This window comes from Hoeflea sp. EC-HK425 (assembly GCF_902498795.1).
In the GTDB taxonomy this organism is placed as follows: Bacteria; Pseudomonadota; Alphaproteobacteria; order Rhizobiales; family Rhizobiaceae; genus Hoeflea; species Hoeflea alexandrii.
In genome coordinates this window covers 712,695-735,670 of the sequence record NZ_LR701572.1, presented here as the reverse complement: position 1 = coordinate 735,670, position 22,976 = coordinate 712,695, and the positions used below count along the sequence as shown (strand labels likewise).

The following is a 22,976-nucleotide window of genomic DNA, read 5'->3' as shown; positions in this document are numbered from 1 at the left end:
GTCGCACACATTCCGCATGGCGCTGACGCGCATTGTCATTGCACTCAGGCGTGTCCGGGACTGGCTGATCGCAAAAGCCATTTTCGGGTTGCTGCGGATCATTTCGCTTTTTCCTGCCGACGGGGCAATCAACTTTGTCGATTACATGGCCCGGCGCATCGGTCCCCTCACCCCGCGTCACAAGCTGGCCATGACCAATCTCGCCAGGGCCTTTCCGGATATGCCGGAAGCCGAGCGGCACAAGATCGCCATCGACATGTGGGGCAACATGTCCCGCCTGGCTGCCGAGTACGTGTTCCTCGACCAGCTGTTCGATTTCGATCCGGACGCCACCGAGCCCGGGCGCATCGAAGTCGGCGGTGCCGACACCTTTCTCAAGCTGCGCGACGAGAACAAGCCCTTCATCGTCTTCACCGCCCATACCGGCAATTTCGAACTCCTGCCGATCGCCGCCGCCACGTTCGGCCTTGATGTGATGGTGCTGTTCCGCCCGCCCAACAATCCCTACATCGCCCGGCGGGTCCTGGCTGCGCGGCGCACGAAGATGGGGCACCTTGTCCCCTCGCGGGCCGGCGCCGCGTTCGCCCTTGCCCGCAGGCTGGAAAGCGGGGACGGTGTCGGCGTGCTGGTCGACCAGAAATTCCACAAGGGTGCCAAGACCTCGTTCTTCGGTTTGGAGGTCAACACCAACCCGCTGCTGGCAAAGCTGGTCCGCCAGTATGATTGCGAAGTCTACCCGGCACGCTCCATACGCCTGCCCGGCGGCAGGCACCGGCTGGAAGTCGAACCGGCAATGGAGATCCCGCGCAACGCCGATGGCAGCGTCGACGTCGAGGCAACCGCCCAGAAACTGAACGACAAGGTTGAAAGCTGGGTGCGGGAATATCCCGGTCAGTGGCAGTGGTTCCATGATCGCTGGGCGATCAAGCATTCACTGAAGACGTAAGACGCCACTTCACCCTCATCGAAAAGGCCCGGCAGAACCGGGCCAGATCAGTGATGCGGTTGCTTAGTGATTGATCACGATACGCGTGTTCTTGTTGCCGGCCTGCTGCACCAGCGCGAAGAACTTGGCTGCATTTTCCGGAGCCAGGCGAACGCAGCCATGCGAGGCAGGGCGTCCGAGACGCTTGGTGTCGTAGGTCGCGTGAACCGCGTAGCCGCGATGATAGAACACCGCATAAGGCATTGGCGCGTTGTTGTACTTGCGCGAACGGTGATGCCGCGACAGCCACTTGGCCGAATAGCTTCCGGTGGGAGTGGAATATCCCTTGCGCCCGGTGGATACTGGCCACGTGTACTTCACCTTGCCGTTGTGCTTGACCACCATTGTCTGGGACGAGATGTCCACGCTGGCAATAAGCTTGGCAGCGAACGCCGAAACGGATGAGAATGGAAGGAGCGAAAAGGCCAAAAGCCCGGCCATGATCAGTTTTTGCATGATAAGTTCCCCAGTTGCCCTGCTGCTGTTTAAGCAAGCCGACGACTACTTTAGACAGATGATTTTTCAAGTTAAAGTTAAAATACAATATAAAATTTTCGATACAGATCTAAAGTGTTGTTTTTAATTGCTTAAAAAACCACAAGAAAAAGCAGCACGACCAGCAGAGCAAGGCTGTCGCATGCTCTCCAAAAGATCCCCAGCGCAGCGACAATGTCCGCGGACCCAGCTTGCCTGCGGCCGGCGGCGTTAAGGCTGGCCTCCATCACCAGCTCTCCGCCGTACTGCCGCGGCCCGGCCAGTGCCAACCCGGTCGCGCCCGCCATCGCAGCCTCTGGCCATCCGGCATTGGGAGACCGGTGCAGGCCGGAATCCGTGAGTGTCGTTTCCGCTGCCCGCCGCATCGCCGGCACACCCCTGCTCAGACCAGCCCCGGCAGCAATCAACAGTGCCGAGAGACGGGCGGCAGGCCAGTTTGCGAAGTCGTCCAGCCTGGCCGCCGCGCGCCCGAAATCCCGGTGCCGCTCATTGAGATGCCCGATCATGGAATCCGCGGTGTTGAGCATCTTGTAGGCCAACAGCCCTGGCAGCCCGAAAATCGCATACCAGAGCGCCGGCGCAACAATTCCGTCGGAGAAATTCTCCGCCAGGCTTTCAATCGCTGCACGCGAGACCCCGGATTGATCGAGTGCTTCGGGATCGCGCCCGACGATCATCGAAACCGCCGCGCGTCCGCCCGCCAGGCCGCCTTCGCGCAAGCCATGCGCCACGGCTTCCACGTGGTCGGCAAGGCTCTTCTGCGCCAGAAAGACGGCAACGACGATTACTTCCAGTACGATGCCGACAAGCCCCAGACGACCGAACAGGCTGGCCAGCACGCCCCCAATGATGGCAGAACCGATCAACAGAACCGCGATTGTCACGTTCCCGTTGCGCCGCCGCTTGGCGGCCATATCCGCTGGGCGATTGAACTTTCTGTCGGCGAAGCCGATGGCACGGCCGAAAAGCACAACCGGATGGCTGATCCGGCGCCAGAGCCAATCGGGATCCCCGATGATGCGGTCGACAATCAGGGCGATCAGCAGAACCGCGAGATGACCCATTACGACGTCCGCGGCTCCATCAGCCGCAAGGTTTCGCGAAGCCGGACGGCGGAAAGCTCATCCGGTGCCAGTCCGATGCGGATCCGCGACGGGCTGTGATCAAACGCGCGCACCAGCAGCTTGTGGCTGGCAAGCATGTCGCGAACCGCGGCACCGTCGCCGACCTCGCAATAGAAGAACAGCGCGGTTTCCCCGACAATCGGCACCCGCGCCATCTTCAGCGCCGAACGCGTCATCATGTGGGCCTTGTCGAGCTTGCTGCGGATCTCGTTGATAAGATCGAGCCTGCTGAAGGCGTGCGCGGCAATAGCCAGCGACGGACCGGAGACGGCCCAGGGCCCGAGCCGCTCGCTGAGGATCTTCGCAAGCCCCGCTTCAGCGAACACAAACCCGAGCCGCAGGCCGGCAAGACCGAAGAACTTGCCGAAAGAGCGCATGACCACCAGGTTTGGCTCCATCCCGGCAGCCCCCACCATCGACAGGTCCTGCCGCATGTCGGCGAACGCCTCGTCCACGATCACCAGGCGATGTCTCTGTGACCGCACGAAGCCGAAGACATCATCGCGCTGTGTCTCCCGGCCATCCGGATTGTTGGGATTTGCCAGAATTGCAACACCGGCACGCGTGGCGGCCGCGGCGTCAAGCGTGCCGACCGGATCGACCGTCATGTCCATCCGCTGATAGGCCCGCGCATACTCGCCATAGGTCGGCGAAACAATGGCTACCTCGGAGGCGTTCGGCGTCAGGAAAGGCAGCAACTGGATCGCTGCCTGCGTGCCTGGCACTGCGACCGGCACCACCGAGGCTCCGTAGTGGCGCATCGCCAGTTCGCAGACCCGTTGGACCTCAGCCCGCTCGGGCAGACGCCGCCAGCAATCAGCCGGAAGCTCGGGCAACGGCAGGCTGAACGGACTGATCCCGGTTGAAAGATCGAGCCATTCGGAAGCCGTGCCGCCAAACCGGGCGATGGCTTCGGACAGCGCGCCGCCATGGGCAATCGGTGCGTGGATTTCCTGTGCCATCTCTAGTCGATCCGATCGATCACATGCATGAAGGATCCCGCCACATTGCCGCGGCGCAATCCCGCATGGCCAAGATCGGCGCCCAGCGCATCACGCGCTGCGAAAAGCCGCCCGTCCGCTTCGCCTTCCGAGATCACCGAGGCGTAGTGAAATTCGTGTGCGGAAAGTTCCATGTCCCAGAAGAAGCCACGCGTCGGCGTCAGCCGGCGATAGCCCAGGTGCCGTTTGGGAGCGGCAAAACTCGTTACCAGCGGCAGCGCACCGAGCATCTCGTGGCGGACACCCTCGGCATCGACCAGGCCCTCGCCAAGCACCATGTAGCCCCCGCACTCGCCATAGACCGGAATGCCGCGTTCAATCGCCGCCTTCATACCCGCCTTGAAACCACTTGCACCGGCTATGATACCTGCATGAAGTTCGGGATAGCCGCCGGACAGCACCACCGCGTCGCAATCCGATCCTGGCCCCTCGTCTTCAAGTGGAGAGAAAAAGCTCAGTTCCGCCCCGCGCCGCCGCCAGCCCAGCAGCATGTGTTCATAGGCAAAGGCAAACGCCACGTCCCGCGCCACGGCAATCTTTTGCCCCGGCGGCGGCAGCCGCAGGATGTTGGCCGGTGCCGGCTTGGTGTGCGCCCGCTGTGCCAGCCTGGTCAGCTTGTCGAGATCGATCTGGTTTTCCATCACATCGGCGGCATCGTCAATCAGTTCGGCCAGCTTCTCGTTCTCGCTGGCCTGAACCAGGCCGAGATGACGCTCCGGAAGCTTGAGCTTCTCGTTGCGAGGCAACGCGCCAACCACTTCGACGCGGGCATTTTCCAGTGCCTGGCGCAGCATTCCCTCGTGCCGGGGACTTGCCACATGGTTCAGAATGACGCCCGGTACGAGCACATCAGGATGAAAATTGGCAAACCCGCGGGCAAGGGCTGCCACCGAATGCGACATGCCCGAGCAATCGATTACCAGGATCACCGGCAGCCCGAGAAGACCGGCGAGGTCCCCTGCCGAGCCAGAGCCGTCCGCGGCCCCGTCAAACAACCCCATCATCGCCTCGATCACCAGCATCCGCCCGCCCTGCGATTGCAGCGAGGCATTGGCCAGGAGCAAATCGCTGCGCATCGCCCAGGGATCATAATTGAGGCAGGCCTGGCCGCTGGCGGCAGCATGAAACGCCGGATCGATGTAGTCCGGCCCCGCCTTGCCCGGCGCCAGCGCGACACCGCGGCGCTTGAGCGCCCTGAGCAGTCCGAGAGTTACGGTCGTTTTGCCCGAGCCCGAACGCGGCGCGGCAATCATCAGGCCTGTCATGCACTGTCTTTCTGCGCTTCAGCGCGATTTCCCAGGGGATCGGCAACCAGCACCCTGCCGGCGGCGGCACCCATCCAGTCAAGCGCCGGACGAAGCCGCACCACCTCGCCTACAACAACGATCGCCGGAGGCTGCAGGCCCGATGCCGCAACATCGTCCGCCGCCCGGGCCAGCGTCGTTTCAAGCACCTGCTGCGTGGAGGTCGAGGCATCGGTGACGAAAGCCACCGGCTCGTCGGGACTGCGCCCGGCACCAATCAGCCGCGAGGTGATCGTCGGGATATGTTTCATCGCCATGTACATGACGATCACCTGGCTGCCCCGGGCCACGCCGTCCCAATCGATCCTGTCGGGTACGACGCCCGTCGAATCATGTCCGGTCAGGAAGGTTACGGTGTGGTTGGTGTCGCGATGGGTCACCGGGATACCGGCATAGGCGAGCCCGCCGATGCCGGCGGTGACCCCGGGCACGATCCGGAACGGTACATGATGCTCGACCAGCGTCAGCGCTTCCTCGCCGCCTCGCCCGAAAACAAACGGATCGCCGCCCTTGAGCCGCAAGACCCGGTGACCTTCGCGCGCCAGTTCGACCAGTCTCAATGAAATGTCGCGCTGCTTGGCCGAAGGCTTGCCGCCGCGCTTGCCGGCATATTCGAGGACCGCGCCGGTGCGCGCGAGCTTCAGGCAATCGGCATTGACCAGCGCGTCGTGAACGATCACATCGGCCTGGGCCAGCGCATTGGCGGCGTGCAGCGTCAACAGCCCGGGATCACCCGGACCGGCGCCCACCAGCCACACCTCTCCGGGCTTCATCTGCGGCAGATTCTGTTGCCAGTCAGTCATGCGTTTCCGTTCGATCTTTTCAGGCGATTTCGGCAAATCACCATGGGTTACACCCGTACCAATCGCACTCTATAACGGCAACAGGCAAGACACGACCGGGAACTGCGACATGGACGCTGGCGAAAACGAAATCCGGCTGGAAAAACCCGCCACGGCGTTGCGCCGCGGCTGGACCACCGGGGCCTGCGCCACGGCCGCAACCAAGGCTGCGCTGACGGCCCTGCTCACCGGCGACTTCCCCGATCCTGTCGAGATCACACTGCCCAAAGGCGAGATCCCGAACTTCGCGCTGGCCCGGGAAAGCCTCGGCGGCGATCTTGCAATGGCCGGCATTATCAAGGATGCCGGCGACGATCCGGACGTCACCCACGGCGCACTGGTGATGGCAACCGTGTGCCGCCTGCCACAGGGTTCCGGCATCGTCTTCAAGGCAGGAGCAGGCGTCGGCACCGTTACCAAGGCCGGCCTCCCGGTCCCCGTCGGCGAGCCCGCAATCAACCCGGTCCCGCGCCAGATGATGACGCAGGTGGTGACAGACCTTTGCACCAGGCACGGCATCGCGCCCGACATCGAGATCGAGATTGCCATCGAGAACGGCGCCGAACTCGCGCTGAAAACCTGGAATCTGCGGCTCGGCATCGTCGGCGGCCTGTCCGTGCTCGGCACCACCGGCATCGTGCACCCGTTTTCCTGCGCCGCCTGGATTCATTCGATCCACCGCGGCATCGATGTCGCCCGCGCCGAAGGCCTCAAGCACGTGCTCGGTGCCACCGGTTCGACCTCGGAAAAGACGGCACAGGAATTCCACGACCTTCCAGACATCGCCTGCCTCGACATGGGTGATTTCGCCGGCGGACTGCTGAAATATCTCCGCGCCCATCCAGTGCCGCGCCTGACCATTGCCGGCGGCTTTGCCAAGCTGACCAAGCTCGCCCAGGGCGCGCTCGATCTGCATTCCGGCCGCAGCCAGGTTGACATGGCCTGGCTCGCGACCCGGGCCGGAACGCTCGGCGCGGATGCGGAGCTAAAGCAGCGGATTCTGGGTGCCAACACCGCGCTGGAAGTGCTTGAATTGACTCGGCCTCAGGGGCTCGATTTACCGTCGGCGATTGCCGGCGAAGCCCGCCTCAAGGCGCTTGAAACCCTGCGTGGCGCACCGGTCGAAGTCGATGTCATGGTCACCGATCGCGCCGGAGCGCTGCTCGCCCATGCCCGGTAGAACCGGCCCGCAAGAAACCATCCTCATCCTCGGCGGGACCAAGGAAGCCGCGGCGCTCGCCAGAGAGCTGGTCGCAGCAAAGCCCGATGCGCGCATCATCACCTCGCTCGCCGGACGCACGAAGGAACCCGCCCCGCTTGCCGGCGAGATCCGCACCGGCGGCTTCGGCGGCGTCGAAGGCCTGGCGCGCTATCTGCGAGAGACCGGCGTGACCCACCTGATCGACGCCACCCACCCTTTCGCCCGCCAGATCAGCGCCAACGCGGTGGAAGCTGCCAGCATCGCCGGTGTGCCGCTCGAGATCCGCACACGCAAGCCATGGGCCCGGCAACCCGGCGACACCTGGATAGGAGTGGAAACGCTGGAGCAGGCCCGCGACGCCATCCCGCCCCGCGCCCGGGTGCTGCTGGCACTCGGCTCCCAGCACATCGGCCTGTTCGCCAGCCGCGACGACGTGCACTTCGTCGTCCGGCTGATCGACCCGCCAGCAACGCCGCTCGACCTGCCCGATCACGCGCTGGTGCTCGGCCGCCCCGGCGAAACGGCAGCGGTGGAAACCATGCTGCTGATCGCCCACGCCATCACCCACATCGTCTGCCGCAACTCCGGCGGCACCGCCGCCTACGCCAAGATCGAGGCCGCGAGGGATCTGGGGCTGCCGGTGATCATGGTTGGGCGGGCGGGCTGTTGATAACCTTCAACTCAGAAAAAGGTCCATCAGAACGCTTCTTCGCTAGAGTAAGATTCACCTCGTCTGAAAATTCACTACCCTCTTTGTTTGAGTATTTAATCGTCATCAAAAAATCACCGCCCTTGTTCATATTCTCGAAAAAATGAACCCCAACATGCTTGTATTCACCGCGACCGATGGATTGGAATCGAAACTTTGATCCACTGTATGTGGGAGGCTCTATGAAAACCCATACGTCCAGAGCAATCTCACCTCGATTGAGAATTTCAATTTTAAACGATATTTCTTTACCAGACTGGGAACTCCCTGCCGGTGAAACTTTGAAATCCGGTCGAATTGAAACCTCATGACGAGCTCTTTGAGCCAAGTTTATTTCTCTATCAAACTCAATCTGATCTCGCGACGCCTTAACAAGCTCACGCTGTTGTTCGACGGAATTTTTCAACTCTTCCGCTTGTAGCTTGAGGGTCTCGACACTGTGTCGCAATTCCACACCCTGTTGGAAGAACCCCAGAACCACCCAGAACAATGCCACCGGCCCAAACACGCCGGCAAAAAAATCTCCAAGCTCGTTCGGCTCCAGCGTTCGGATCTCCGAAATCTGAGCGCCAAACAGCCAGCAGAATATGCCGATATACACGAGAGTTGTGAGGACCCCAAACCAGCCTAATCGGCTCATAGCCACACCACCTTCACCTTTTCTTCTCCACCTTCAGCAACTAAGCAAATCGCCATCGCCATAGCATTGCCCCTCAGCGACAAATCAAGTTTACAATTGCTCGTGAGGCGGTTGCCCGGGTACTGATAACACAATCAGTGGAGGAGCAAAGACGATGAGCCGCGAGACAGTCAATTCCATCTGCGCGACATTCCCGGGCGCCGAGGTTTCTGATCCATGGGGTGGCGGTCACGATGCCTGGAAGGTCGGAGGCAAGATGTTTGCCTCAATCGGTGCCGTGACGCCAAGCGTCGCTGTCAAAACCGACAGCGTCGAGACCGCGGACATGCTGATCGAAATGGGCGTCGGCGCAAAGGCGCCGTATTTCCATCGCTCGTGGGTGCTGCTCGACTGGGACATGCAGCCCGAGGAACTCGAGGCACGCATCCTCCAGTCCTACCGGCTCATCCGAACAGGCCTGCCGAAGAAGACCCAGGCCGGACTGCCGGACTTTCCCGAAAGATAAGGCTCAGACCGCGTTCGCCTTCTTCTTTTTGCCCACGTTCCTGAGCACATGCGAGTACTCGGAATTGTAGAGGTCGCTGTCGCGGAAATTGTTCTCGCCGAACACTTTGCCGACCAGGATCAGCGCCGTGCGGGTGATCTTGTGGGCGCGGACCTCTTCCTTCATGCCCTCCAGCGTGGTGCGGATATAGAGCTCGTCGGGCCATGTCGCGCGGTAGGCGATCACCACCGGGCAATCGGCGCCGTAATAGGGCTCAAGCGCCCTTTTGATGTAGTCGAGATTGCGGATCGACAGGTGGATGGCGAGCGTCGCCCTTGACTGGCCGAGAATCTCGAGCTGTTCGAATTCAGGCATCGAGGACGCCTTCATGCCGGTGCGGGTGATGATCACCGTCTGGGCGATTTCCGGCAGCGTCAGTTCGGTCGCGAGCTTTGCCGCGGCTCCGGCAAAGGCCGGCACGCCCGGAACCACCTCGTAGTCGATCCCGAGCGCATCGAGCCTGCGCATCTGCTCGGCGACAGCACCATAGATCGCCGGATCGCCCGAATGCACCCGCGCCACGTCCTGGCCCGCCGCATGCGCGGTCTTCATCTCTTCGATGATCTCGTCGAGATGCATCGGCGCCGTATCCCTGACCAGAGCATCGGTGGGCGCCGCATGCACGATCTCTTCGGGCACCAGCGAACCGGCATAGAGACACACCGGACAGCGCTCGATCAGCTTCAACCCGCGCACGGTGATGAGGTCCGGCGCGCCCGGTCCGGCGCCGATGAAATAGACGGTCATGCCGCGTCTCCTGCAATCGTGTTGGTCATGGCAGTGCCTTCCTTCCGCGCGTAACCACGCGGCGTGTAGACCCAGGTCCGGCCGTCGCCGGTCGTCACCGTCGAGGAGTTGGACGAACCGACCACAACCACGGTCAGCATGTCGACATCATCGACATTGAGCGAGCCGAGCGGAACGATCCGGATCAACTCGCCCTCACGCCCCAGATTGGTGGCGAGGATCACCGGCGTCGAGGCCGGCCGATGCTCGAGCAGCTTGTCGCGCGCCCAGGCGAGCTGCGTCCGCCGCTTCTTCGACACTGGATTGTAGAACGCGATGACGAAGTCCCCCTCGCCCGCGGCCGTCACCCGGCGCTTGATGTCCTCCCACGGCGTCAGCAGATCCGACAGCGAGATGGTGCAGAAGTCATGCCCGAGCGGAGCGCCCGCGCGCGCGGCTGCCGCCTGCAGCGCCGAAATACCGGGAGAGACCGCGATCTCGATCCGCCGCGCCGCGTCCGTCAGTCCCTCCGGCCCCTCGGCCTTGTCGAGCAATTCGAACACCAGTGTCGCCATCGCGTAGATCCCGGCATCGCCGGAACAGACCAGCGCCACCGATCTGCCCTCGCCCGCGAGCTCCATCGCATGGCGCACCCGCGCCTCTTCCTTGCCGAGATCGAAATCGTGCCGGGCCTTGCTCTGAGCCAGCGGCCCGAGCAAATCGAGATAGAGCGAGTAGCCGACCAGATCGGTGGAGGCTGCGACCATGGAAGAAACCTCCGGCGAGCGCCAGCCGTCGGACCCCGGTCCGATACCGACCACCATCAGCTTGCCGCGCGCCCGTCCCGCCAGGCTCGCCTCGGTGAACGGCGCTGGCGCCTGTCCGATGGCGCAGGTGGCGCGGCGGCTCTTGCGCTTTTCCGCGATCAGTTCACCCGACGCACCGGCGGCCGCGAGCGCCGCGCCCTCGGCCACGCCGTGGCAGCCGACTTCTGCGAAAACGATGTCGGAAGGGTTCTTCAGGCGTGGCGTTTCCGCTTCCAGCGTCGCCGCATCGAAGAACCGCACGGGACAACCGAAATGCTTCGCCACGTGATGAACCGCGGTCTCATCCGCCTTCACATCGATAGACGCCACCAGCCCGACCGAAGCGTGAGACAGACCCGCCTGCGCAAGCGTGTCGAGCGCCAGCGTCAGGGCTTCATCGCCCGCGGCGCCGCGCTCACAGCCGATCCCGAGGACGAGATTTCTCGGGTGGTACAGAAGCCCGTTTGCGGGCGGCGAAACAACCTTGTTCGAAACGGCCAGGACAACGTCACCATCAGCCGACAGCGGCAGCCCGCTCTCGGTGAGCCATCCGGCCTCGCCGTCGATCCGCGCGGTTTTGCCGGCAACCAGATCGGCCATCACCTGCTTGGCGTCCTCACGGTTGGCCAGCGTCCAGCCTTCCGGCGGCTGATCCAGCGCAACGCCGAACTTGAGATCTCCCGCGGTCGTGATCGCCGCGAAGCCATCTACGATGGATGCTATCTCGCGCGCCAGATCATTGCCGCCATGATGTCCCCCGAGAAGCGGCACGACCGCCGAGCCGTCTTCCGCGACCGCAACCACAGGTGGTTCTGCATGCTTGTCGGCAAGCTGCGGAGCCAGAAGGCGGATCACCGCACCTGACGCCATCAGCGCCACGATTGCGCGGCCATCCCGAAACAGCGAGGCTAAATGTGACCCCACGTCTGTAAAGCTTACGTCAACGGTTTCAGTGATACGCCGGGCAAGTCCGTGCACCTCGCCGCCGGTCGCACGGGCAATGCGCCTCGCCATCGGCAAGGCCGCCTCGGAGAGAATGATGATGGCGGGAGATTGGGTCATGGCTTGCTCCCGGGCAGCGTCTGGATCCAGTCCTCGCCGCCCTTGTAAATGAGGATCATCGAAAAATACGGGGCCGTGTCTTCAGGCACATCGGCAAGCGGCATCAGCCGCTCCGCGTCGAGCGAAACCCGTTCCACATAGATTGCATGAGGCAGCAGATTCAACTTTTCAATCAGCGCCCTCAAGCGCTTGAAATGCCTGCCTATCTTAATGATCGCTAATGCATCCGCCGCATTGAATCGATTTGTGAGCTCTTCATCGCCAAGTGGACCCGGCACGACGCTCAAGACATCGTTGCGCGCCGCCAGCGGACGGCCTGCGGCGCTTGCCGCCGCCATCATCGAGGAGACGCCCGGCACCACTTCCGTCGGGTACTGTCCGGCCAACCGCTCGAACACATACATGAACGAGCCATAGAAGAACGGATCGCCCTCGCACAGCACCGCCACGTCGCGCCCCGCATCGAGCTGCGCAGCGATCTCCGTTGAGGCCTTGTCATAGACATCGCGCGCCGGAAACCGCTCGGTGCGCATCGGCACCACGATGGGAATTTCCATCTGCCCGCCGGGCAGGTGCGGCGCGGCAATCGAACGGGCAAAACTGGGCCCCGTATCAGGTGCCGGCCAGGCGATCACCGGCACAACCTGGAGGATACGGTGGGTCTTCAGCGTGATCAGGTCCGGGTCGCCGGGACCAAGCCCCAGCCCGTAGAGTTTTCCGGTCATGCATCTTGCCCTTTTGTCACCGACCAGATCGTCACCGGCATCAGCGGCTTCCATCCGAGATAGCGCCCGACAGGTTCGGCCCGGCTCACCTGCAAACGCACCAACTCGCCGCCATAAACGGATTGCAGAGCGAACAACCGCGCCTCGCCCTCCACTGTCACCGCGTTCGCGACCAGCCGGCCGAAGGGCTTGAGCGCGTCCCATACGGCTTCGAACACACCGTCATTGGAAATGCCGCCCCCGATGAAAACCGCGTCCGGCATCTCGAGATCCGCGAGCGCATCCGGCGCGGTTCCGGCGATAATGTCGAGACCCGGTGCACCCAGCGTCATCGCGTTGTGCGCCGCCATCTTCCGGCGCGCTTCATTGGCTTCGATGGCAATGGCCCGCGCCCCGCGCGCCGCGCGGATCCACTCGATGCCGATCGATCCGCACCCGGCACCGACATCCCACATCAGACCGCTCGGCACCGGTCCGAGCCGCGACAGGGTCACCGCGCGCACCTCGCGCTTGGTCAGTTGCCCGTCATGCTCGAATGCATCGTCTGGCAACCCCGGAACCGATGGCAGCAGAACCGCTCCCGGCTGCGCCACGCAAGAAATTGCCAGCGTGTTGAAGTCGGCGAAATGCGGCCTGTCAGCGGCGATCCGGTCGGCGCGGATCACCTTGATGCGTTCGTCCGGGCCGCCCATGTGCTCAAGCACGTGCATCTCGGAGCGGCCATAGCCGCGGGCGCTCAGAATCTGCGCCGCCTCGATCACCGTCTGCCCGGTCGAGGTCAGCGCGATGATCCGCGCGCCCGGATGAACATGCGAGGCCAAGCCGTGCACCGAGCGTCCATGCAGCGAAATCATCGCCACGTCCTGCAGCGCCCAGCCGAGCCGGGCGGCAGCCAGCGAAAAGGCTGACGGCGACGGGATCACCCGCATTTCGCTGGCATCAAGCTGGCGCATCAAGGTCGCGCCGACGCCGAAGAACATCGGGTCGCCCGTCGCCAGAATGGTCACCGGCGTTCCCCGCCGCGCCATTACCAGTGCGATCGTTTCCTTGATCCCGAAGGTCCAGGGGATGGTTTCGCGCGCCCCGCAATCGAACCTTGCCAGCACGCGCTCGGGCGCAATGATGGTCTGGGCCGCATCGAACAGCAGCCGTGCCGGCGGGGTCAGGCTGTCGAGGCCGTTGTCGCCGATGCCGATGATGGTGAGCCAGGGCGTTCGGTTGGCGGCATCGTCAGCCATGACCTTCGAGCCCCCCGGCAATCGCGTTCACGGCCGCGCTCACCAGCGCGCTGCCGCCACGACGGCCCCTGACCGTCAGGAACTCGACGCCGCGCGGATCGGCAGCCAGCGCCTCCTTGCTTTCCACCGCGCCGACAAAGCCAACCGGTATGCCGATGATGGCAGCCGGCCTGGGCGCCCCGGCATCGATCAGCTCGAGCAGTCGGAACAGCGCCGTCGGCGCATTGCCGATGGCGATCACCGCTCCGCCCATCAACCCGGCCCAGAGATCAACCTGCGCCGCCGACCGCGTGGTCGCATCGCGCGCTGCGATCTCGCGCACCTGCGGATCATTGAGCAGGCAGATCACATCGTTGCCCGCCGGCATCAGCCGCGCAATCACGCCATGTCGCACCATCTCCGCATCGCAAAGGACCGGCGCGCCAGCTTCCAGCGCCGCCCGCGCGCTCCGGGCAAAACCGTCCGACACGATGATGTCGTCAGCCAGATCGACCATGCCGCAGGCATGGATCATCCGCACCACGACCGACCTTGTGTCCGCGCCAAAACGCGCCAGATCCGCTTCCGCCTGGATGATGGCGAATGACCGCCGGTAGATTTCCGCCGGATCACGGATGGGCGTTGACGCGGTCAAGGTTCAGCTCTTCTTTTTTTCCATCGAGCGCGGCCCATGCGGATGGTCGGCATGCGGATAGGGATGGTGATGATGATCGTGCGCATGGCCATGGCTGTGATCGTGATCATGCGAGTGGCCGTGCCCGTGATCATGGTCATGCGAGTGACCATGGGCATGATCGTGTGAGTGATCATGCGGATGACCGTGCCCGTGCGAATGATCATGCACCGGCTCGAGCGGTGCCGGGCTTGCATGGCTGTGCACCGGCGTCCACGGCAACCCGTGCGCCTTGCAGAAATCCTCGTCCCGGCAGGAGGCGTCGCAATCACCGTTGCAGGGGCAGTTTTCCAGCCCGCCGCCAATGCCTTCGACATGGTGGTGATGGCTCTCCTGCGGCAGGCCGACCTCGGCCTCGAAGCCCAGCACCTGCTCGCGGTACTTGCACATCTGGCAGTTCATCAGGGCCTGGCCTTCGACAATCTCCTGCACCCGGTCCTGGAAGGTGTCGAGCACCAGCGGATGATCGCTGAGATAGGACGCCTTGATGAACTGGATCTCGGGATGGTTGGCCGCCACCGCGTCGGACTCTGAATAGATCCGCTTGACCAGCACGCCGGTGAACAGGAAGTAGGGAAAAACGATGATGCGCTTGTAACCGAGCTTCGCCGCATGGCTGAGCCCGGGGCCGACGAGCGGAAAGGTGACGCCGGAATAGCAGGTTTCGCCCCAGCCGAAGCCGAAGCCTTCCCACAGCATCCGCATCACTTTCGACACGTTCGAATTGGCGTCGGGATCGGATGATCCCCGGCCGACCACCATCAGAAGCGTGTCATGAAGCGCCACCTCGCCCTGCTCCCGGTTGGCGGTGTCCAGTGCCTCCTGGATCCGCGCGCCTGCAGCCCGGATCATCTTCAGGTCGATGCCGAGTTCGCGGCCGTAATTGATCACCGTTCCGGGGTTTTGCGCCTGGTAGGTGTTGAGCACGGACGGAATGTCGTTCTTCGCGTGACCTGCGGCAAACAGCATGCCGGGAACAGCCAGAACTCGGGTCACGCCCTTGGCGCGCAAGCGGTCGAGACCTTCGGAGATCACCGGATTGCAGAATTCAAGATAGCCATATTCCACCGGAACATCCGGATAGCGGGCCTTCAGGCCTTCCGCCACCGTCGCAAACTCGCGGGCTGCATTCTGGTTACGGCTGCCATGGCCACAGACCATGATGCCGGTCATTTCGGGGATCCCGTTCTTGCTCATGATTCAGGCTTCCGCAGTTTCGGTTTCTTTGCCGTTATCGGCCTTGTCTGAAGTGTTTTTGCCTGAAGCCTTGCTCTTGCTGCCACGCTTGACGGCCCAGGCCGCGATCGCTCCGGCAGCCGCAGCGGCGGCCCAGCCGACCCAGTGCGAATGTCCGGCAAGATCGCCGACATGGCCGCCATGGGCAAACGCGGACTGCGCTGTCAGGACAGAAACAAGGGCGGATAGAACAAGCGTGCGCATCGGGGCCTCCGGACAACGTGACAAAAACAGCACGATACGCCGGATGAAGAGATGCACGCCCTGAAGCCGCATCCCGTCTTACCGAACCGGACAGCACCGGAGTTGGCCCTTGATTTAAGTCGGCCGCACCGGAATATCTCTCAGCCTGTCATCAGGCGCCGTCGCACATGGGGCGAGTCATAGGCGTTCGGGATTTCGAGGTCAAACTCCGAATGCGCCAGCCATTGACTGATCTGCGTCAGACCACAAACACAGGCCACAAACCCGGTTCAGGCAAAGCCCAGGCGCCGGGCGGTAGCCTCAAGCAGACGCCGCTCGCGCGCATCCACCTCACCGTCGGCCTTGGCAATGATGGCCAGGTGATCAAGGATCTCGCGTTTGCGTGCTTCATCGAGACCAGCCAGCATGGAAGCGGCCTGCGCGTCCGTTGTTTCGTATCCGAAATCATTGAGATACTTGAGGATATCCTTGAGTTCGTCCGCATGGAGTCCCAGCAGCCGCGTGCAGATTGCCGCGAAGGCATCGGCCTCCTCCGGTTCGACGGACTTGTCGGCAAACGACATCCGGACCAGGAGAAGCAGTTCCGCCGTCAGCACCGGGTCGTGAGCCACCCGGCTGAGTGAAGCGTGGCTTTCAACAAAAGCTCTGACCCGCTCCGCAAATCCCGCGCTCTTGCCCGCTGCATCATTCATGACCTGTCCCTTTTTTCCGCTTCGGCGGCCGCCAGGTCCAGACCCAGCAAGCTGGCCGTTCTGCGGATCAGCCTGTCGTCCCGCTCATCCCTGACGATATTGGCGTCGGCGATCCGTATCATGTCATCAAGAAGGCTGGTTCGCGCTTCGGTGTCAAGCTGACCCAGCAGCGTGAAAGCCTGGGTGTCATAGGCGCGGGCCCTGGGCGAATCGAGAAGCGCGTGCAATTCCGGCATATCCCGCCGGCTGATGCCGAAATGCTGTTCGCAGATCCGCTCGAAGGTGGTCAGTTGAGACGGTTGCACAATCCCGTCGGCAAGAACCATCCGGAACAGCACCAGGATTTCCGCCAGTGCGACCGGATCCTCGGAGAGTTCACCGAGTTTGCCGGGCAAATGCGGCTTGCGCTCGAACAAACCGGCAATCGAAGCAAAAAGCCCCTTCATCACGTCAGCCCCCTCAGGCCCGGGTGATTCCCCCACTTTCAAAAAAAGTACCTCACACCGGTCGATTGTCCATAGTCGTCCGGCATGCAATAGGTCGCGCCGCGTTCCTGCATCCAACTCCCCGCCAGACAGGCTTGTCCATGGAAGACCTGACGCTCACACTCACCCTGTTGCTGCTTGCTGCTGCATTCATGGCCGGCTTTGTCGATTCGATTGCCGGCGGCGGGGGCCTGATTGCAGTTCCCGCGCTTCTGCTGGCTGGCTTGAGCCCGGTCGAGGCACTCGGCACCAACAAGCTGCAGGGACTGTTCGGCTCCGCCTCGGCCACCCTCGCCTATGCCCGCAAGGGCCATGTCGATCTCAGGACCCAGCTTGCACCTGCGGCACTCGCCGCACTTGGGGCCGCGCTCGGCGCGCTGCTCGCCACGGTCATTCCCGGCGATGTGTTCCGCGCCTTCCTGCCGTTCCTGCTGGTCGCCATCGCACTTTACTTCGCACTCAAGCCAAACATGGACGACATTGATCGTGCCCGGCGCCTTTCACCCTTCCTGTTCGGATTGCTTGTCGTGCCGCTGATCGGTTTCTACGACGGCGTTTTCGGCCCCGGTACCGGCTCCTTCTTCATGCTCGCCTTTGTAGCCCTTGCGGGCTATGGCCTGCTCAAGGCCACCGCGCATACGAAGCTCCTGAACTTCGCCTCCAATCTCGGCGCCTTCGCCGTCTTCGCCTTTGTCGGCGTCATCTCCTGGAAAATCGGGCTGATGATGGGCGCCGCTCAGTTTCTGGGCGCGCAGACGGGATCCCGCCTTGCCATGAAAAACGGCGCCAGAATCATCAAGCCGTTGCTGGTCATCACCTGCGTGGCGCTGGCCGTCAAACTGATCAGTGATCCGGCGAATCCGGTGCGGGTCTGGTTCGGGATCTGACCGGTTAGAACACAGCCAGAAAAATCGCGCCCGTAGCAATCAGGGCGACGCCGAACCAGTTCATCACCGAAAGGTGTTCGCCCAGAAACAGCACGCCGAAGATTGCCACCAGCACGATCGATAACTTGTCGAGCGGGGCTACGCGGGCGGCATCGCCGAGCTTGAGCGCGCGAAAATAGGCAAACCATGACGCGCCGGTGGCAAGTCCAGACAGAGTAAGGAACACCCAGGTCTTGACGGGGATGGTCTGCGGCGCTCGCCATTTCCCCATCGCCGTCAGGATGGCGCCCAGAACCAGGACAATCACGCAGGTGCGGATGAAAGTGGCCAGATCGCTGTCGATTTCGCTGATGCCGACCTTGGCGAAGATCGCCGTGAGGGCGGCGAAAACCGCCGCCACCAGGGCCCAGAACTGCCAATTTGCCGTAAGCCCCATCATCTGCCCTCGCCTGTCAGAATTCCACGCCGATCTGCGCTTTCACACCGGAACGGAAAGGATGCTTCACCATCTCCATCTCTGTCACCAGGTCGGCAAATTCGATCAGCTCTTCCTTGGCGTTGCGGCCGGTGATGATCACATGTTTCATCTCCGGCTTGGCCTTGAGCGTCTCGATCACCTCGTTGACATCGAGATAATCGTAGCGAAGCACAATGTTGAGTTCGTCGCACAGCACCATGTCGATTTCCGGGTCCATGATCATCTCGCGTGCCTTGTCCCAGGCTTCGCGGGCTGCGGCGATGTCGCGATTGCGGTCCTGGGTCTCCCAGGTGAACCCCTCGCCCATGGTGGCCATGGTCACCTGCTCGGGAAACGCTTCGAGCACCTTGCGTTCGCCGGTCGACCACTTGCCCTTGACGAACTGGACCACGCCGACCTTCATGCCGTTGCCGATGGCACGGAAGATCATGCCGAAGGCAGCCGTCGACTTGCCCTTGCCCTTGCCGGTGTGAACGATCACCAGCCCTTTCTCGATCGTCTTGGTGGCGATGATCTTGTCGCGCGCCGCCTTCTTCTTCTTCATCTTCTCGGCGTGGCGGGCATTGAGTTCTTCCTCGCTCATGCCGTCGGTGATTTTCCCGCGTTCGCTCATCTCGTATCCATCCTGTCCATCATCTCACCCGGCGAGCAGCATAGCTGCGGCGGGGGCTTCTATTGCGTCTTGGCAGTCCCGCTGAGATCAAAGGTCTTGGCAAACCAGATCCGCTGCGGTGCACCGTCATGGGCGGGCAACCGGCCGCACTCGTTATAACCCAGGCTCTCATAAAACCGCGGCGCCTGAAACTCGAACGTGTCGAGATAGATGCCGACGAGGCCGCGCTGCCGGGCAATCTCTTCCGCCCTGGCAAGCAGCTTTCGTCCAATCCCGCTGCCCCGCTGCTCCTCGGCAACGCCAAGCAGCTTGACAAACAGCCAGCGCTGCACCGAATGCGCGGTCAACCCGCCCGCCAGCCGGCCACCGGCGTCGACTGCCTTGAGGTGCAGCGGCACCGGATCGAACGGATGGCCCAGCCGGGCAGCCGGCTCGTCTACAATCGCCTCGACCGTTGCGGCAAATTCGGCATCCCCGCTTTCGTCCACGGTGATTTCAATCGTCATGCACTGCCCTCATTCCCTTGCGCTGCCATCTTTTCCGCTGTCGACCGCTGGCCTCGCCGCGGTCATTGCTGACCGGACACCTGTCCGGCGAACTCGCCAAGCGCAAACTTGGCCGAATTGCTCTTCGGCGTCCACAGCCCGCGCTCGATCGCCTCCTCGAACTTCGCCGCCATTTCCTCAAGTGCATCGGGATTCTTGGCGCGCAGGAACGCGAGCGTTTCCTCATCCATCAGATAGGCCTGGTAGACCGCGTCGAAATGCGCGTCGCGAACGGCCCCCGTGGTCGCGGCGAAGGCGAACAGATAATCGACCGTCGCCGCCATCTCGAAGGCGCCCTTGTAACCGTGGCGCTTGACGCCCTCGATCCATTTCGGATTGGCGGCGCGTCCGCGCACCACCCGCGCAATCTCTTCCTCGAGTGAGCGGATCACCGGACGCTCGGGCCGTGAATGATCATTGTGATAGATCGCGGGCCGGCTGCCGCGTGCGGCCTCCACTGCTGCCGTCATGCCGCCCTCGAACTGGTAATAATCGTCGGAATCTAGAAGATCATGCTCGCGGTTGTCCTGGTTCTGTACCACCGCCTCCACGGTCGACAGCCGCTGCTCGAACAGCTCCCGCGCAGGCTTGCCCTCTTCTCCCGCGCCATAGGCATAGCCGCCCCAGACGACAAAAGCCTCGGCCAGATCGCCACGGTCGGTCCAGCCCCCCTCATCGATAAGGGCCTGAAGGCCAGCGCCATAAGCGCCCGGCTTGGAACCGAACACACGGAATGAGGCCCGCCGGTTCGCTTCGGCACCGTCCATCCCTGTTTCGATCAACCGCACGCTCTCAGCCCGTGCCCGTGCCGCGAGCGGATTGTCCGCCTCATCCTCGTCAAGCGCCGCCACCGCGCGCACCGCCCGGTCGAACAAGGCGATCTGGTCAGGAAATGCATCGCGGAAAAAGCCCGAGATCCGCAAGGTCACGTCGACCCGCGGCCGTCTCATCATCGCCATGGGAATGATCTCGTAGCCGGTGACCCGCCGCGAGGCCGGGTCCCAAACGGGCCTGGCGCCGATCAGTGCCAGCGCCTGGGCGATATCGTCACCGCCGGTGCGCATGTTCGACGTGCCCCAGGCGGTCAGCGCCATCGATGTCGGCCATTCACCGTGATCCTGAACATGGCGCATGACCAGCAGTTCCGCCGATTTCTGCCCAAGCTCCCAGGCCGCCGGCGTCGGCACCGCACGGCTGTCGACCGAATAGAAATTCCGCCCTGTCGGCAGCACGTCCGGCCGCCCCCGCGTCGGTGCACCGGAGGGTCCCGGCACCACAAAACGACCGTCGAGAGCAGTCAGAAGCCCGTCGATCTCCGCATCGCCGCAAGCCTCGACCGATGGCCTGATCCGGGCTTCGATCTCGTCCATCACCGCCCGCGTGTCGGCCCATGCGGCGGGCACCGGAGTGCGGCCCGAGACGAGTTCGATGGCCAGGAGTTCGATGCGTTCGACGGTGTCGCCATTGCTGCGCCAGGAGTCGGCGGAGACGTCTTGAAGCTCTTCTGGCCTTGGGCCGGCCCAAGGCTCGGCCATGGCGCAGTCAAGCGGATCGAAACCATCAAGCCGCAGATCCCGCGCAATCGCCCTATGCAGACTGTCCTCGCCCGGCGTCTCGCCACGCTTGATTCGTGCCAACGCGACCGTCAGATCGGTCAACAATCCGCCTTCGGGCGATTGTCCGAAGATGTGCAGCCCGTCACGAATCTGCATTTCCTTGAGATCACACAGCCAGGCATCGAGCTTTTCGAGCGCCAGATCGTCGTCATCACCCTCAGCAATACCCGCATCGTGATCGAGCCCGATATCGCGCACCAGATCGAGGATCTGGCCCTTGAGCAGTTTCAGCCTGCGCGGGTCGTGACCGGAGGCCTCGTAATATTCATCGACCAGCGCCTCGAGATCCTTGAGCGGACCGTAGCTCTCCGCCCGCGTCAGTGGCGGCGTCAGATGATCGATGATCACCGCCGATGTCCGCCGCTTGGCCTGCGTCCCCTCGCCCGGATCATTGACGATGAACGGGTAGACATGTGGCATAGGCCCGAGCACCGCCTCCGGATAACAGGCCCGCGACAGCGCCAGCGCCTTGCCCGGCAGCCATTCGAGATTGCCATGCTTGCCCATGTGGATGACCGCATGGGCGTCAAGACTTTCGCGCAGCCAGGCATAGAACGCCAGGTAGCCATGCGGCGGCACCAGATCCGGTGCATGGTAACTTGCCTTCGGATCGATGTTGTAGCCGCGCGCCGGCTGGATGCCGACAACCACATTGCCAAAACGCAGCAACGCCAGGCGAAATGCCCCTTCACGGAAAAACGGATCAGCCTCCGGCGCCCCCCAGCGTTCAGTCACGGCTGACTGGATCGAGGGATCCAGCCCGTCGAAAAACGCCCGGTAATCCTCAAGCCCCAAAGCAACACCGCCGCTGCGGTCTTCGCGCAAGGCATTGGTCGGCCCGGCTTTCAGCGCCGTCACCAGCGCATCACCATCGCCGGGAAGCTCATCGGTCTGATACCCGTCCGCCTTCATGGCGCGCAGCACTTCAACGGTACCGGCAGGCGTGTCGAGCCCGACGCCATTGGCAATGCGGCCATCGCGGTTGGGATAGTTGGCAAGAACGATCGCCACCCGGCGATCCGCCGCTTGCGCCCGGCGCAACCGCGCCCAACGCGCGGCAAGTTCGGCAACGAATTCCACCCGGTCGGGCTCCGGTGCGTGAGTGACGATGTTGGCCTCGACCATCTCGTCGAACCGCGCTGCGGACTTGAACGACACTGCCCGGCTCAACACCCGTCCGTCAACTTCGGGCAATGCCACATGCATCGCCAGGTCGCGCGATGTGAGCCCCTGCTGCGATCCCGCCCAGGTCTCGCGACTGCCGCCGGCGAATACCGCCTGCAGCACAGGCGCGCCGGTGGATTCGAGCACCGTCCCCTTTGTCTCCCCACCCGGCGAAGACACCGCGAAACCGGTGGCATTGATCACCACATCCGGCGCCGCCTCAGCAAAGATCGCTTCCACCGTCCCCACCGACACCGGGTCCTTGAGGCTTGAGACAAACACCGGCAGCGCGTTGACGCCTTCATCCGCCAGCGCCTCGCACAGGGCCGCGACCGGCGCGGTCTGCCCGCTCTGCACCAGCGCCCGGTAAAAACAGATTGCCACCACCGGCGCACCGTCGCGCCAGTTCTTGCGAAGATCAATTAGCGTCGGATTGCTGGCAGCCGGATGCCACAGCCCAGCCTTGAGCAGCGGAGCAGCAGGCGCGGGCCGTTCCGCCTCGGTGATCAATGCTTCGGCGTAGTCGATGAGCCCGCGGGCGTTCTCTGCCCCGCCTTCGATCAGGTAGCCCCACAAGCGCTCCCGCTCTGCCAGCTCGAGCGTCGACAGCGGCTCCAGTCCCGGATCGGGCCGGTCGTCGCCGGGAAGGGCCGCAATCTTGAAGCCATGTGCTTGGGCTGCGGCGTGCAGGCTTTCAAGCGCGTAGGAGAAATAGCTGGCGCCACCGAGCGCACGCACGATCACCAGCTTCGCATGCCGTGCCATCTTCGCAACGAAGGTATCGACCGACATCGGGTGTTTGAGATCGGACAGGCTTGCAAGTCGCCATTTCAGGCTGCCCGCCATCTGCCGGGCCGCGGCAATGCTGGCAAGTTCCGTGTCCGCCGCACTGAGAAACAGCACGTCACCTGGCGACTGTCCCAGGTCGACGGCTTCGTCGCCATCGCTCAGGCTTCCCTTCTGTGCGACGAGGAGATGCAT

At 63.1% G+C, this 22,976-nt stretch carries 24 protein-coding genes; 5 read left to right on the top strand and 19 right to left on the bottom strand.

Annotated features, from left to right (window positions below; translation table 11 throughout):
- Window positions 1–16: 16 nt before the first annotated feature.
- Window positions 17–946: a lipid A biosynthesis lauroyl acyltransferase gene (locus tag SPHINGO391_RS06245; RefSeq protein ID WP_152011450.1), complete on the top strand. Its 930-nt coding sequence runs from the start codon at window positions 17–19 to the stop codon at window positions 944–946.
- A 63-nt stretch (window positions 947–1,009) separates the two neighbouring features.
- Here SPHINGO391_RS06245 and SPHINGO391_RS06240 read toward each other — a convergent pair whose 3' ends face one another.
- From SPHINGO391_RS06240 to cobA, 5 genes are all read right to left on the bottom strand, one after another.
- Window positions 1,010–1,441, bottom strand: coding sequence for a L,D-transpeptidase (locus SPHINGO391_RS06240; protein ID WP_152008018.1), 432 nt, complete (start codon window positions 1,439–1,441; stop codon window positions 1,010–1,012).
- 131 nt (window positions 1,442–1,572) lie between these two features.
- Entirely contained in the window at window positions 1,573–2,544 is a 972-nt protein-coding gene (cbiB, locus tag SPHINGO391_RS06235) for an adenosylcobinamide-phosphate synthase CbiB (protein WP_152008017.1), read from the bottom strand.
- Entirely contained in the window at window positions 2,544–3,566 is a 1,023-nt protein-coding gene (locus tag SPHINGO391_RS06230) for a threonine-phosphate decarboxylase (RefSeq protein ID WP_152008016.1), read from the bottom strand. The genes cbiB and SPHINGO391_RS06230 overlap by 1 nt, the downstream gene beginning before the upstream one ends.
- A 2-nt stretch (window positions 3,567–3,568) precedes the next feature.
- On the bottom strand, window positions 3,569–4,870 hold the full coding sequence (locus tag SPHINGO391_RS06225) for a cobyrinate a,c-diamide synthase (protein WP_152008015.1): 1,302 nt from the start codon (window positions 4,868–4,870) through the stop codon (window positions 3,569–3,571).
- Complete coding sequence (cobA, locus tag SPHINGO391_RS06220; protein ID WP_152008014.1) at window positions 4,867–5,712, bottom strand: uroporphyrinogen-III C-methyltransferase; 846 nt, start codon at window positions 5,710–5,712, stop codon at window positions 4,867–4,869. The genes SPHINGO391_RS06225 and cobA overlap by 4 nt, the downstream gene beginning before the upstream one ends.
- Window positions 5,713–5,821: 109 nt before the next feature.
- Here cobA and SPHINGO391_RS06215 point away from each other — a divergent pair, with 109 nt between their 5' ends.
- Both SPHINGO391_RS06215 and SPHINGO391_RS06210 read left to right on the top strand, forming a co-directional pair.
- Window positions 5,822–6,931 carry a cobalt-precorrin-5B (C(1))-methyltransferase gene (locus SPHINGO391_RS06215; protein WP_152008013.1) on the top strand — a complete coding sequence of 370 codons (1,110 nt, stop codon included), beginning with the start codon at window positions 5,822–5,824 and terminating at the stop codon, window positions 6,929–6,931.
- Window positions 6,921–7,622, top strand: a complete 702-nt coding sequence (locus SPHINGO391_RS06210) for a cobalt-precorrin-6A reductase (protein WP_152008012.1) — start codon at window positions 6,921–6,923, stop codon at window positions 7,620–7,622. The genes SPHINGO391_RS06215 and SPHINGO391_RS06210 overlap by 11 nt, the downstream gene beginning before the upstream one ends.
- Here SPHINGO391_RS06210 and SPHINGO391_RS06205 read toward each other — a convergent pair.
- Complete coding sequence (locus SPHINGO391_RS06205) at window positions 7,597–8,301, bottom strand: hypothetical protein (protein ID WP_152008011.1); 705 nt, start codon at window positions 8,299–8,301, stop codon at window positions 7,597–7,599. The genes SPHINGO391_RS06210 and SPHINGO391_RS06205 overlap by 26 nt on opposite strands.
- Before the next feature lie 154 nt (window positions 8,302–8,455).
- On the opposite strand from SPHINGO391_RS06205, the gene SPHINGO391_RS06200 reads away from it, so the two are divergent.
- The gene (locus SPHINGO391_RS06200; RefSeq protein WP_152008010.1) at window positions 8,456–8,806 is read left to right on the top strand and encodes an MmcQ/YjbR family DNA-binding protein; all 351 of its coding nucleotides are present in this window, start codon (window positions 8,456–8,458) and stop codon (window positions 8,804–8,806) included.
- A gap of 3 nt (window positions 8,807–8,809) precedes the next feature.
- Here SPHINGO391_RS06200 and cobM read toward each other — a convergent pair whose 3' ends face one another.
- The 9 genes from cobM to SPHINGO391_RS06155 form a co-directional block, all read right to left on the bottom strand.
- The gene (gene cobM / locus SPHINGO391_RS06195) at window positions 8,810–9,592 is read right to left on the bottom strand and encodes a precorrin-4 C(11)-methyltransferase (protein WP_152008009.1); all 783 of its coding nucleotides are present in this window, start codon (window positions 9,590–9,592) and stop codon (window positions 8,810–8,812) included.
- A complete protein-coding gene (gene cobJ / locus SPHINGO391_RS06190) occupies window positions 9,589–11,439 on the bottom strand; it encodes a precorrin-3B C(17)-methyltransferase (protein WP_152008008.1) in 1,851 nt (616 codons plus the stop codon). Before cobJ ends, cobM begins: the two co-directional genes overlap by 4 nt.
- The gene (gene cobI / locus SPHINGO391_RS06185; protein ID WP_152008007.1) at window positions 11,436–12,164 is read right to left on the bottom strand and encodes a precorrin-2 C(20)-methyltransferase; all 729 of its coding nucleotides are present in this window, start codon (window positions 12,162–12,164) and stop codon (window positions 11,436–11,438) included. The genes cobJ and cobI overlap by 4 nt, the downstream gene beginning before the upstream one ends.
- Entirely contained in the window at window positions 12,161–13,402 is a 1,242-nt protein-coding gene (gene cbiE / locus SPHINGO391_RS06180) for a precorrin-6y C5,15-methyltransferase (decarboxylating) subunit CbiE (protein WP_152008006.1), read from the bottom strand. Before cbiE ends, cobI begins: the two co-directional genes overlap by 4 nt.
- Window positions 13,395–14,036, bottom strand: a complete 642-nt coding sequence (locus SPHINGO391_RS06175) for a precorrin-8X methylmutase (RefSeq protein ID WP_152008005.1) — start codon at window positions 14,034–14,036, stop codon at window positions 13,395–13,397. The genes cbiE and SPHINGO391_RS06175 overlap by 8 nt, the downstream gene beginning before the upstream one ends.
- A 3-nt stretch (window positions 14,037–14,039) precedes the next feature.
- Complete coding sequence (locus tag SPHINGO391_RS06170; protein WP_152008004.1) at window positions 14,040–15,272, bottom strand: sirohydrochlorin chelatase; 1,233 nt, start codon at window positions 15,270–15,272, stop codon at window positions 14,040–14,042.
- Window positions 15,273–15,275: 3 nt separating this feature from the next.
- Entirely contained in the window at window positions 15,276–15,515 is a 240-nt protein-coding gene (locus tag SPHINGO391_RS06165) for a DUF6732 family protein (protein WP_152008003.1), read from the bottom strand.
- A gap of 269 nt (window positions 15,516–15,784) precedes the next feature.
- The gene (locus SPHINGO391_RS06160; protein WP_152008002.1) at window positions 15,785–16,207 is read right to left on the bottom strand and encodes a TerB family tellurite resistance protein; all 423 of its coding nucleotides are present in this window, start codon (window positions 16,205–16,207) and stop codon (window positions 15,785–15,787) included.
- Complete coding sequence (locus SPHINGO391_RS06155) at window positions 16,204–16,653, bottom strand: TerB family tellurite resistance protein (protein WP_152008001.1); 450 nt, start codon at window positions 16,651–16,653, stop codon at window positions 16,204–16,206. The genes SPHINGO391_RS06160 and SPHINGO391_RS06155 overlap by 4 nt, the downstream gene beginning before the upstream one ends.
- Window positions 16,654–16,793: 140 nt before the next feature.
- On the opposite strand from SPHINGO391_RS06155, the gene SPHINGO391_RS06150 reads away from it, so the two are divergent.
- A complete protein-coding gene (locus SPHINGO391_RS06150) occupies window positions 16,794–17,579 on the top strand; it encodes a TSUP family transporter (RefSeq protein WP_152008000.1) in 786 nt (261 codons plus the stop codon).
- Window positions 17,580–17,583: 4 nt separating this feature from the next.
- Here the strand turns inward: SPHINGO391_RS06150 and SPHINGO391_RS06145 are convergent, their stop codons facing one another.
- From SPHINGO391_RS06145 to cobN, 4 genes are all read right to left on the bottom strand, one after another.
- Window positions 17,584–18,015, bottom strand: coding sequence for an EamA family transporter (locus tag SPHINGO391_RS06145; RefSeq protein ID WP_152011449.1), 432 nt, complete (start codon window positions 18,013–18,015; stop codon window positions 17,584–17,586).
- A gap of 16 nt (window positions 18,016–18,031) precedes the next feature.
- Entirely contained in the window at window positions 18,032–18,670 is a 639-nt protein-coding gene (gene cobO / locus SPHINGO391_RS06140) for a cob(I)yrinic acid a,c-diamide adenosyltransferase (RefSeq protein WP_152007999.1), read from the bottom strand.
- A gap of 59 nt (window positions 18,671–18,729) precedes the next feature.
- Window positions 18,730–19,176: a GNAT family N-acetyltransferase gene (locus tag SPHINGO391_RS06135; protein ID WP_152007998.1), complete on the bottom strand. Its 447-nt coding sequence runs from the start codon at window positions 19,174–19,176 to the stop codon at window positions 18,730–18,732.
- 62 nt (window positions 19,177–19,238) lie between these two features.
- Window positions 19,239–22,976, bottom strand: coding sequence for a cobaltochelatase subunit CobN (cobN, locus tag SPHINGO391_RS06130; protein WP_152007997.1), 3,738 nt, complete (start codon window positions 22,974–22,976; stop codon window positions 19,239–19,241).

Excerpts from the sequence above, each read along its gene's own strand:
- SPHINGO391_RS06245 (WP_152011450.1), top strand. The coding sequence starts at position 17 with ATGGCGCTGACGCGCATTGTCATTGCACTCAGGCGTGTCCGGGACTGG.
- SPHINGO391_RS06240 (WP_152008018.1), bottom strand. The coding sequence starts at position 1,441 with ATGCAAAAACTGATCATGGCCGGGCTTTTGGCCTTTTCGCTCCTTCCA.
- cbiB (WP_152008017.1), bottom strand. The coding sequence starts at position 2,544 with ATGGGTCATCTCGCGGTTCTGCTGATCGCCCTGATTGTCGACCGCATC.
- SPHINGO391_RS06230 (WP_152008016.1), bottom strand. The coding sequence starts at position 3,566 with ATGGCACAGGAAATCCACGCACCGATTGCCCATGGCGGCGCGCTGTCC.
- SPHINGO391_RS06225 (WP_152008015.1), bottom strand. The coding sequence starts at position 4,870 with ATGACAGGCCTGATGATTGCCGCGCCGCGTTCGGGCTCGGGCAAAACG.
- cobA (WP_152008014.1), bottom strand. The coding sequence starts at position 5,712 with ATGACTGACTGGCAACAGAATCTGCCGCAGATGAAGCCCGGAGAGGTG.
- SPHINGO391_RS06215 (WP_152008013.1), top strand. The coding sequence starts at position 5,822 with ATGGACGCTGGCGAAAACGAAATCCGGCTGGAAAAACCCGCCACGGCG.
- SPHINGO391_RS06210 (WP_152008012.1), top strand. The coding sequence starts at position 6,921 with ATGCCCGGTAGAACCGGCCCGCAAGAAACCATCCTCATCCTCGGCGGG.
- SPHINGO391_RS06205 (WP_152008011.1), bottom strand. The coding sequence starts at position 8,301 with ATGAGCCGATTAGGCTGGTTTGGGGTCCTCACAACTCTCGTGTATATC.
- SPHINGO391_RS06200 (WP_152008010.1), top strand. The coding sequence starts at position 8,456 with ATGAGCCGCGAGACAGTCAATTCCATCTGCGCGACATTCCCGGGCGCC.
- cobM (WP_152008009.1), bottom strand. The coding sequence starts at position 9,592 with ATGACCGTCTATTTCATCGGCGCCGGACCGGGCGCGCCGGACCTCATC.
- cobJ (WP_152008008.1), bottom strand. The coding sequence starts at position 11,439 with ATGACCCAATCTCCCGCCATCATCATTCTCTCCGAGGCGGCCTTGCCG.
- cobI (WP_152008007.1), bottom strand. The coding sequence starts at position 12,164 with ATGACCGGAAAACTCTACGGGCTGGGGCTTGGTCCCGGCGACCCGGAC.
- cbiE (WP_152008006.1), bottom strand. The coding sequence starts at position 13,402 with ATGGCTGACGATGCCGCCAACCGAACGCCCTGGCTCACCATCATCGGC.
- SPHINGO391_RS06170 (WP_152008004.1), bottom strand. The coding sequence starts at position 15,272 with ATGAGCAAGAACGGGATCCCCGAAATGACCGGCATCATGGTCTGTGGC.
- SPHINGO391_RS06165 (WP_152008003.1), bottom strand. The coding sequence starts at position 15,515 with ATGCGCACGCTTGTTCTATCCGCCCTTGTTTCTGTCCTGACAGCGCAG.
- SPHINGO391_RS06160 (WP_152008002.1), bottom strand. The coding sequence starts at position 16,207 with ATGAATGATGCAGCGGGCAAGAGCGCGGGATTTGCGGAGCGGGTCAGA.
- SPHINGO391_RS06155 (WP_152008001.1), bottom strand. The coding sequence starts at position 16,653 with ATGAAGGGGCTTTTTGCTTCGATTGCCGGTTTGTTCGAGCGCAAGCCG.
- SPHINGO391_RS06150 (WP_152008000.1), top strand. The coding sequence starts at position 16,794 with ATGGAAGACCTGACGCTCACACTCACCCTGTTGCTGCTTGCTGCTGCA.
- SPHINGO391_RS06145 (WP_152011449.1), bottom strand. The coding sequence starts at position 18,015 with ATGGGGCTTACGGCAAATTGGCAGTTCTGGGCCCTGGTGGCGGCGGTT.
- cobO (WP_152007999.1), bottom strand. The coding sequence starts at position 18,670 with ATGAGCGAACGCGGGAAAATCACCGACGGCATGAGCGAGGAAGAACTC.
- SPHINGO391_RS06135 (WP_152007998.1), bottom strand. The coding sequence starts at position 19,176 with ATGACGATTGAAATCACCGTGGACGAAAGCGGGGATGCCGAATTTGCC.
- cobN (WP_152007997.1), bottom strand. The coding sequence starts at position 22,976 with ATGCATCTCCTCGTCGCACAGAAGGGAAGCCTGAGCGATGGCGACGAA.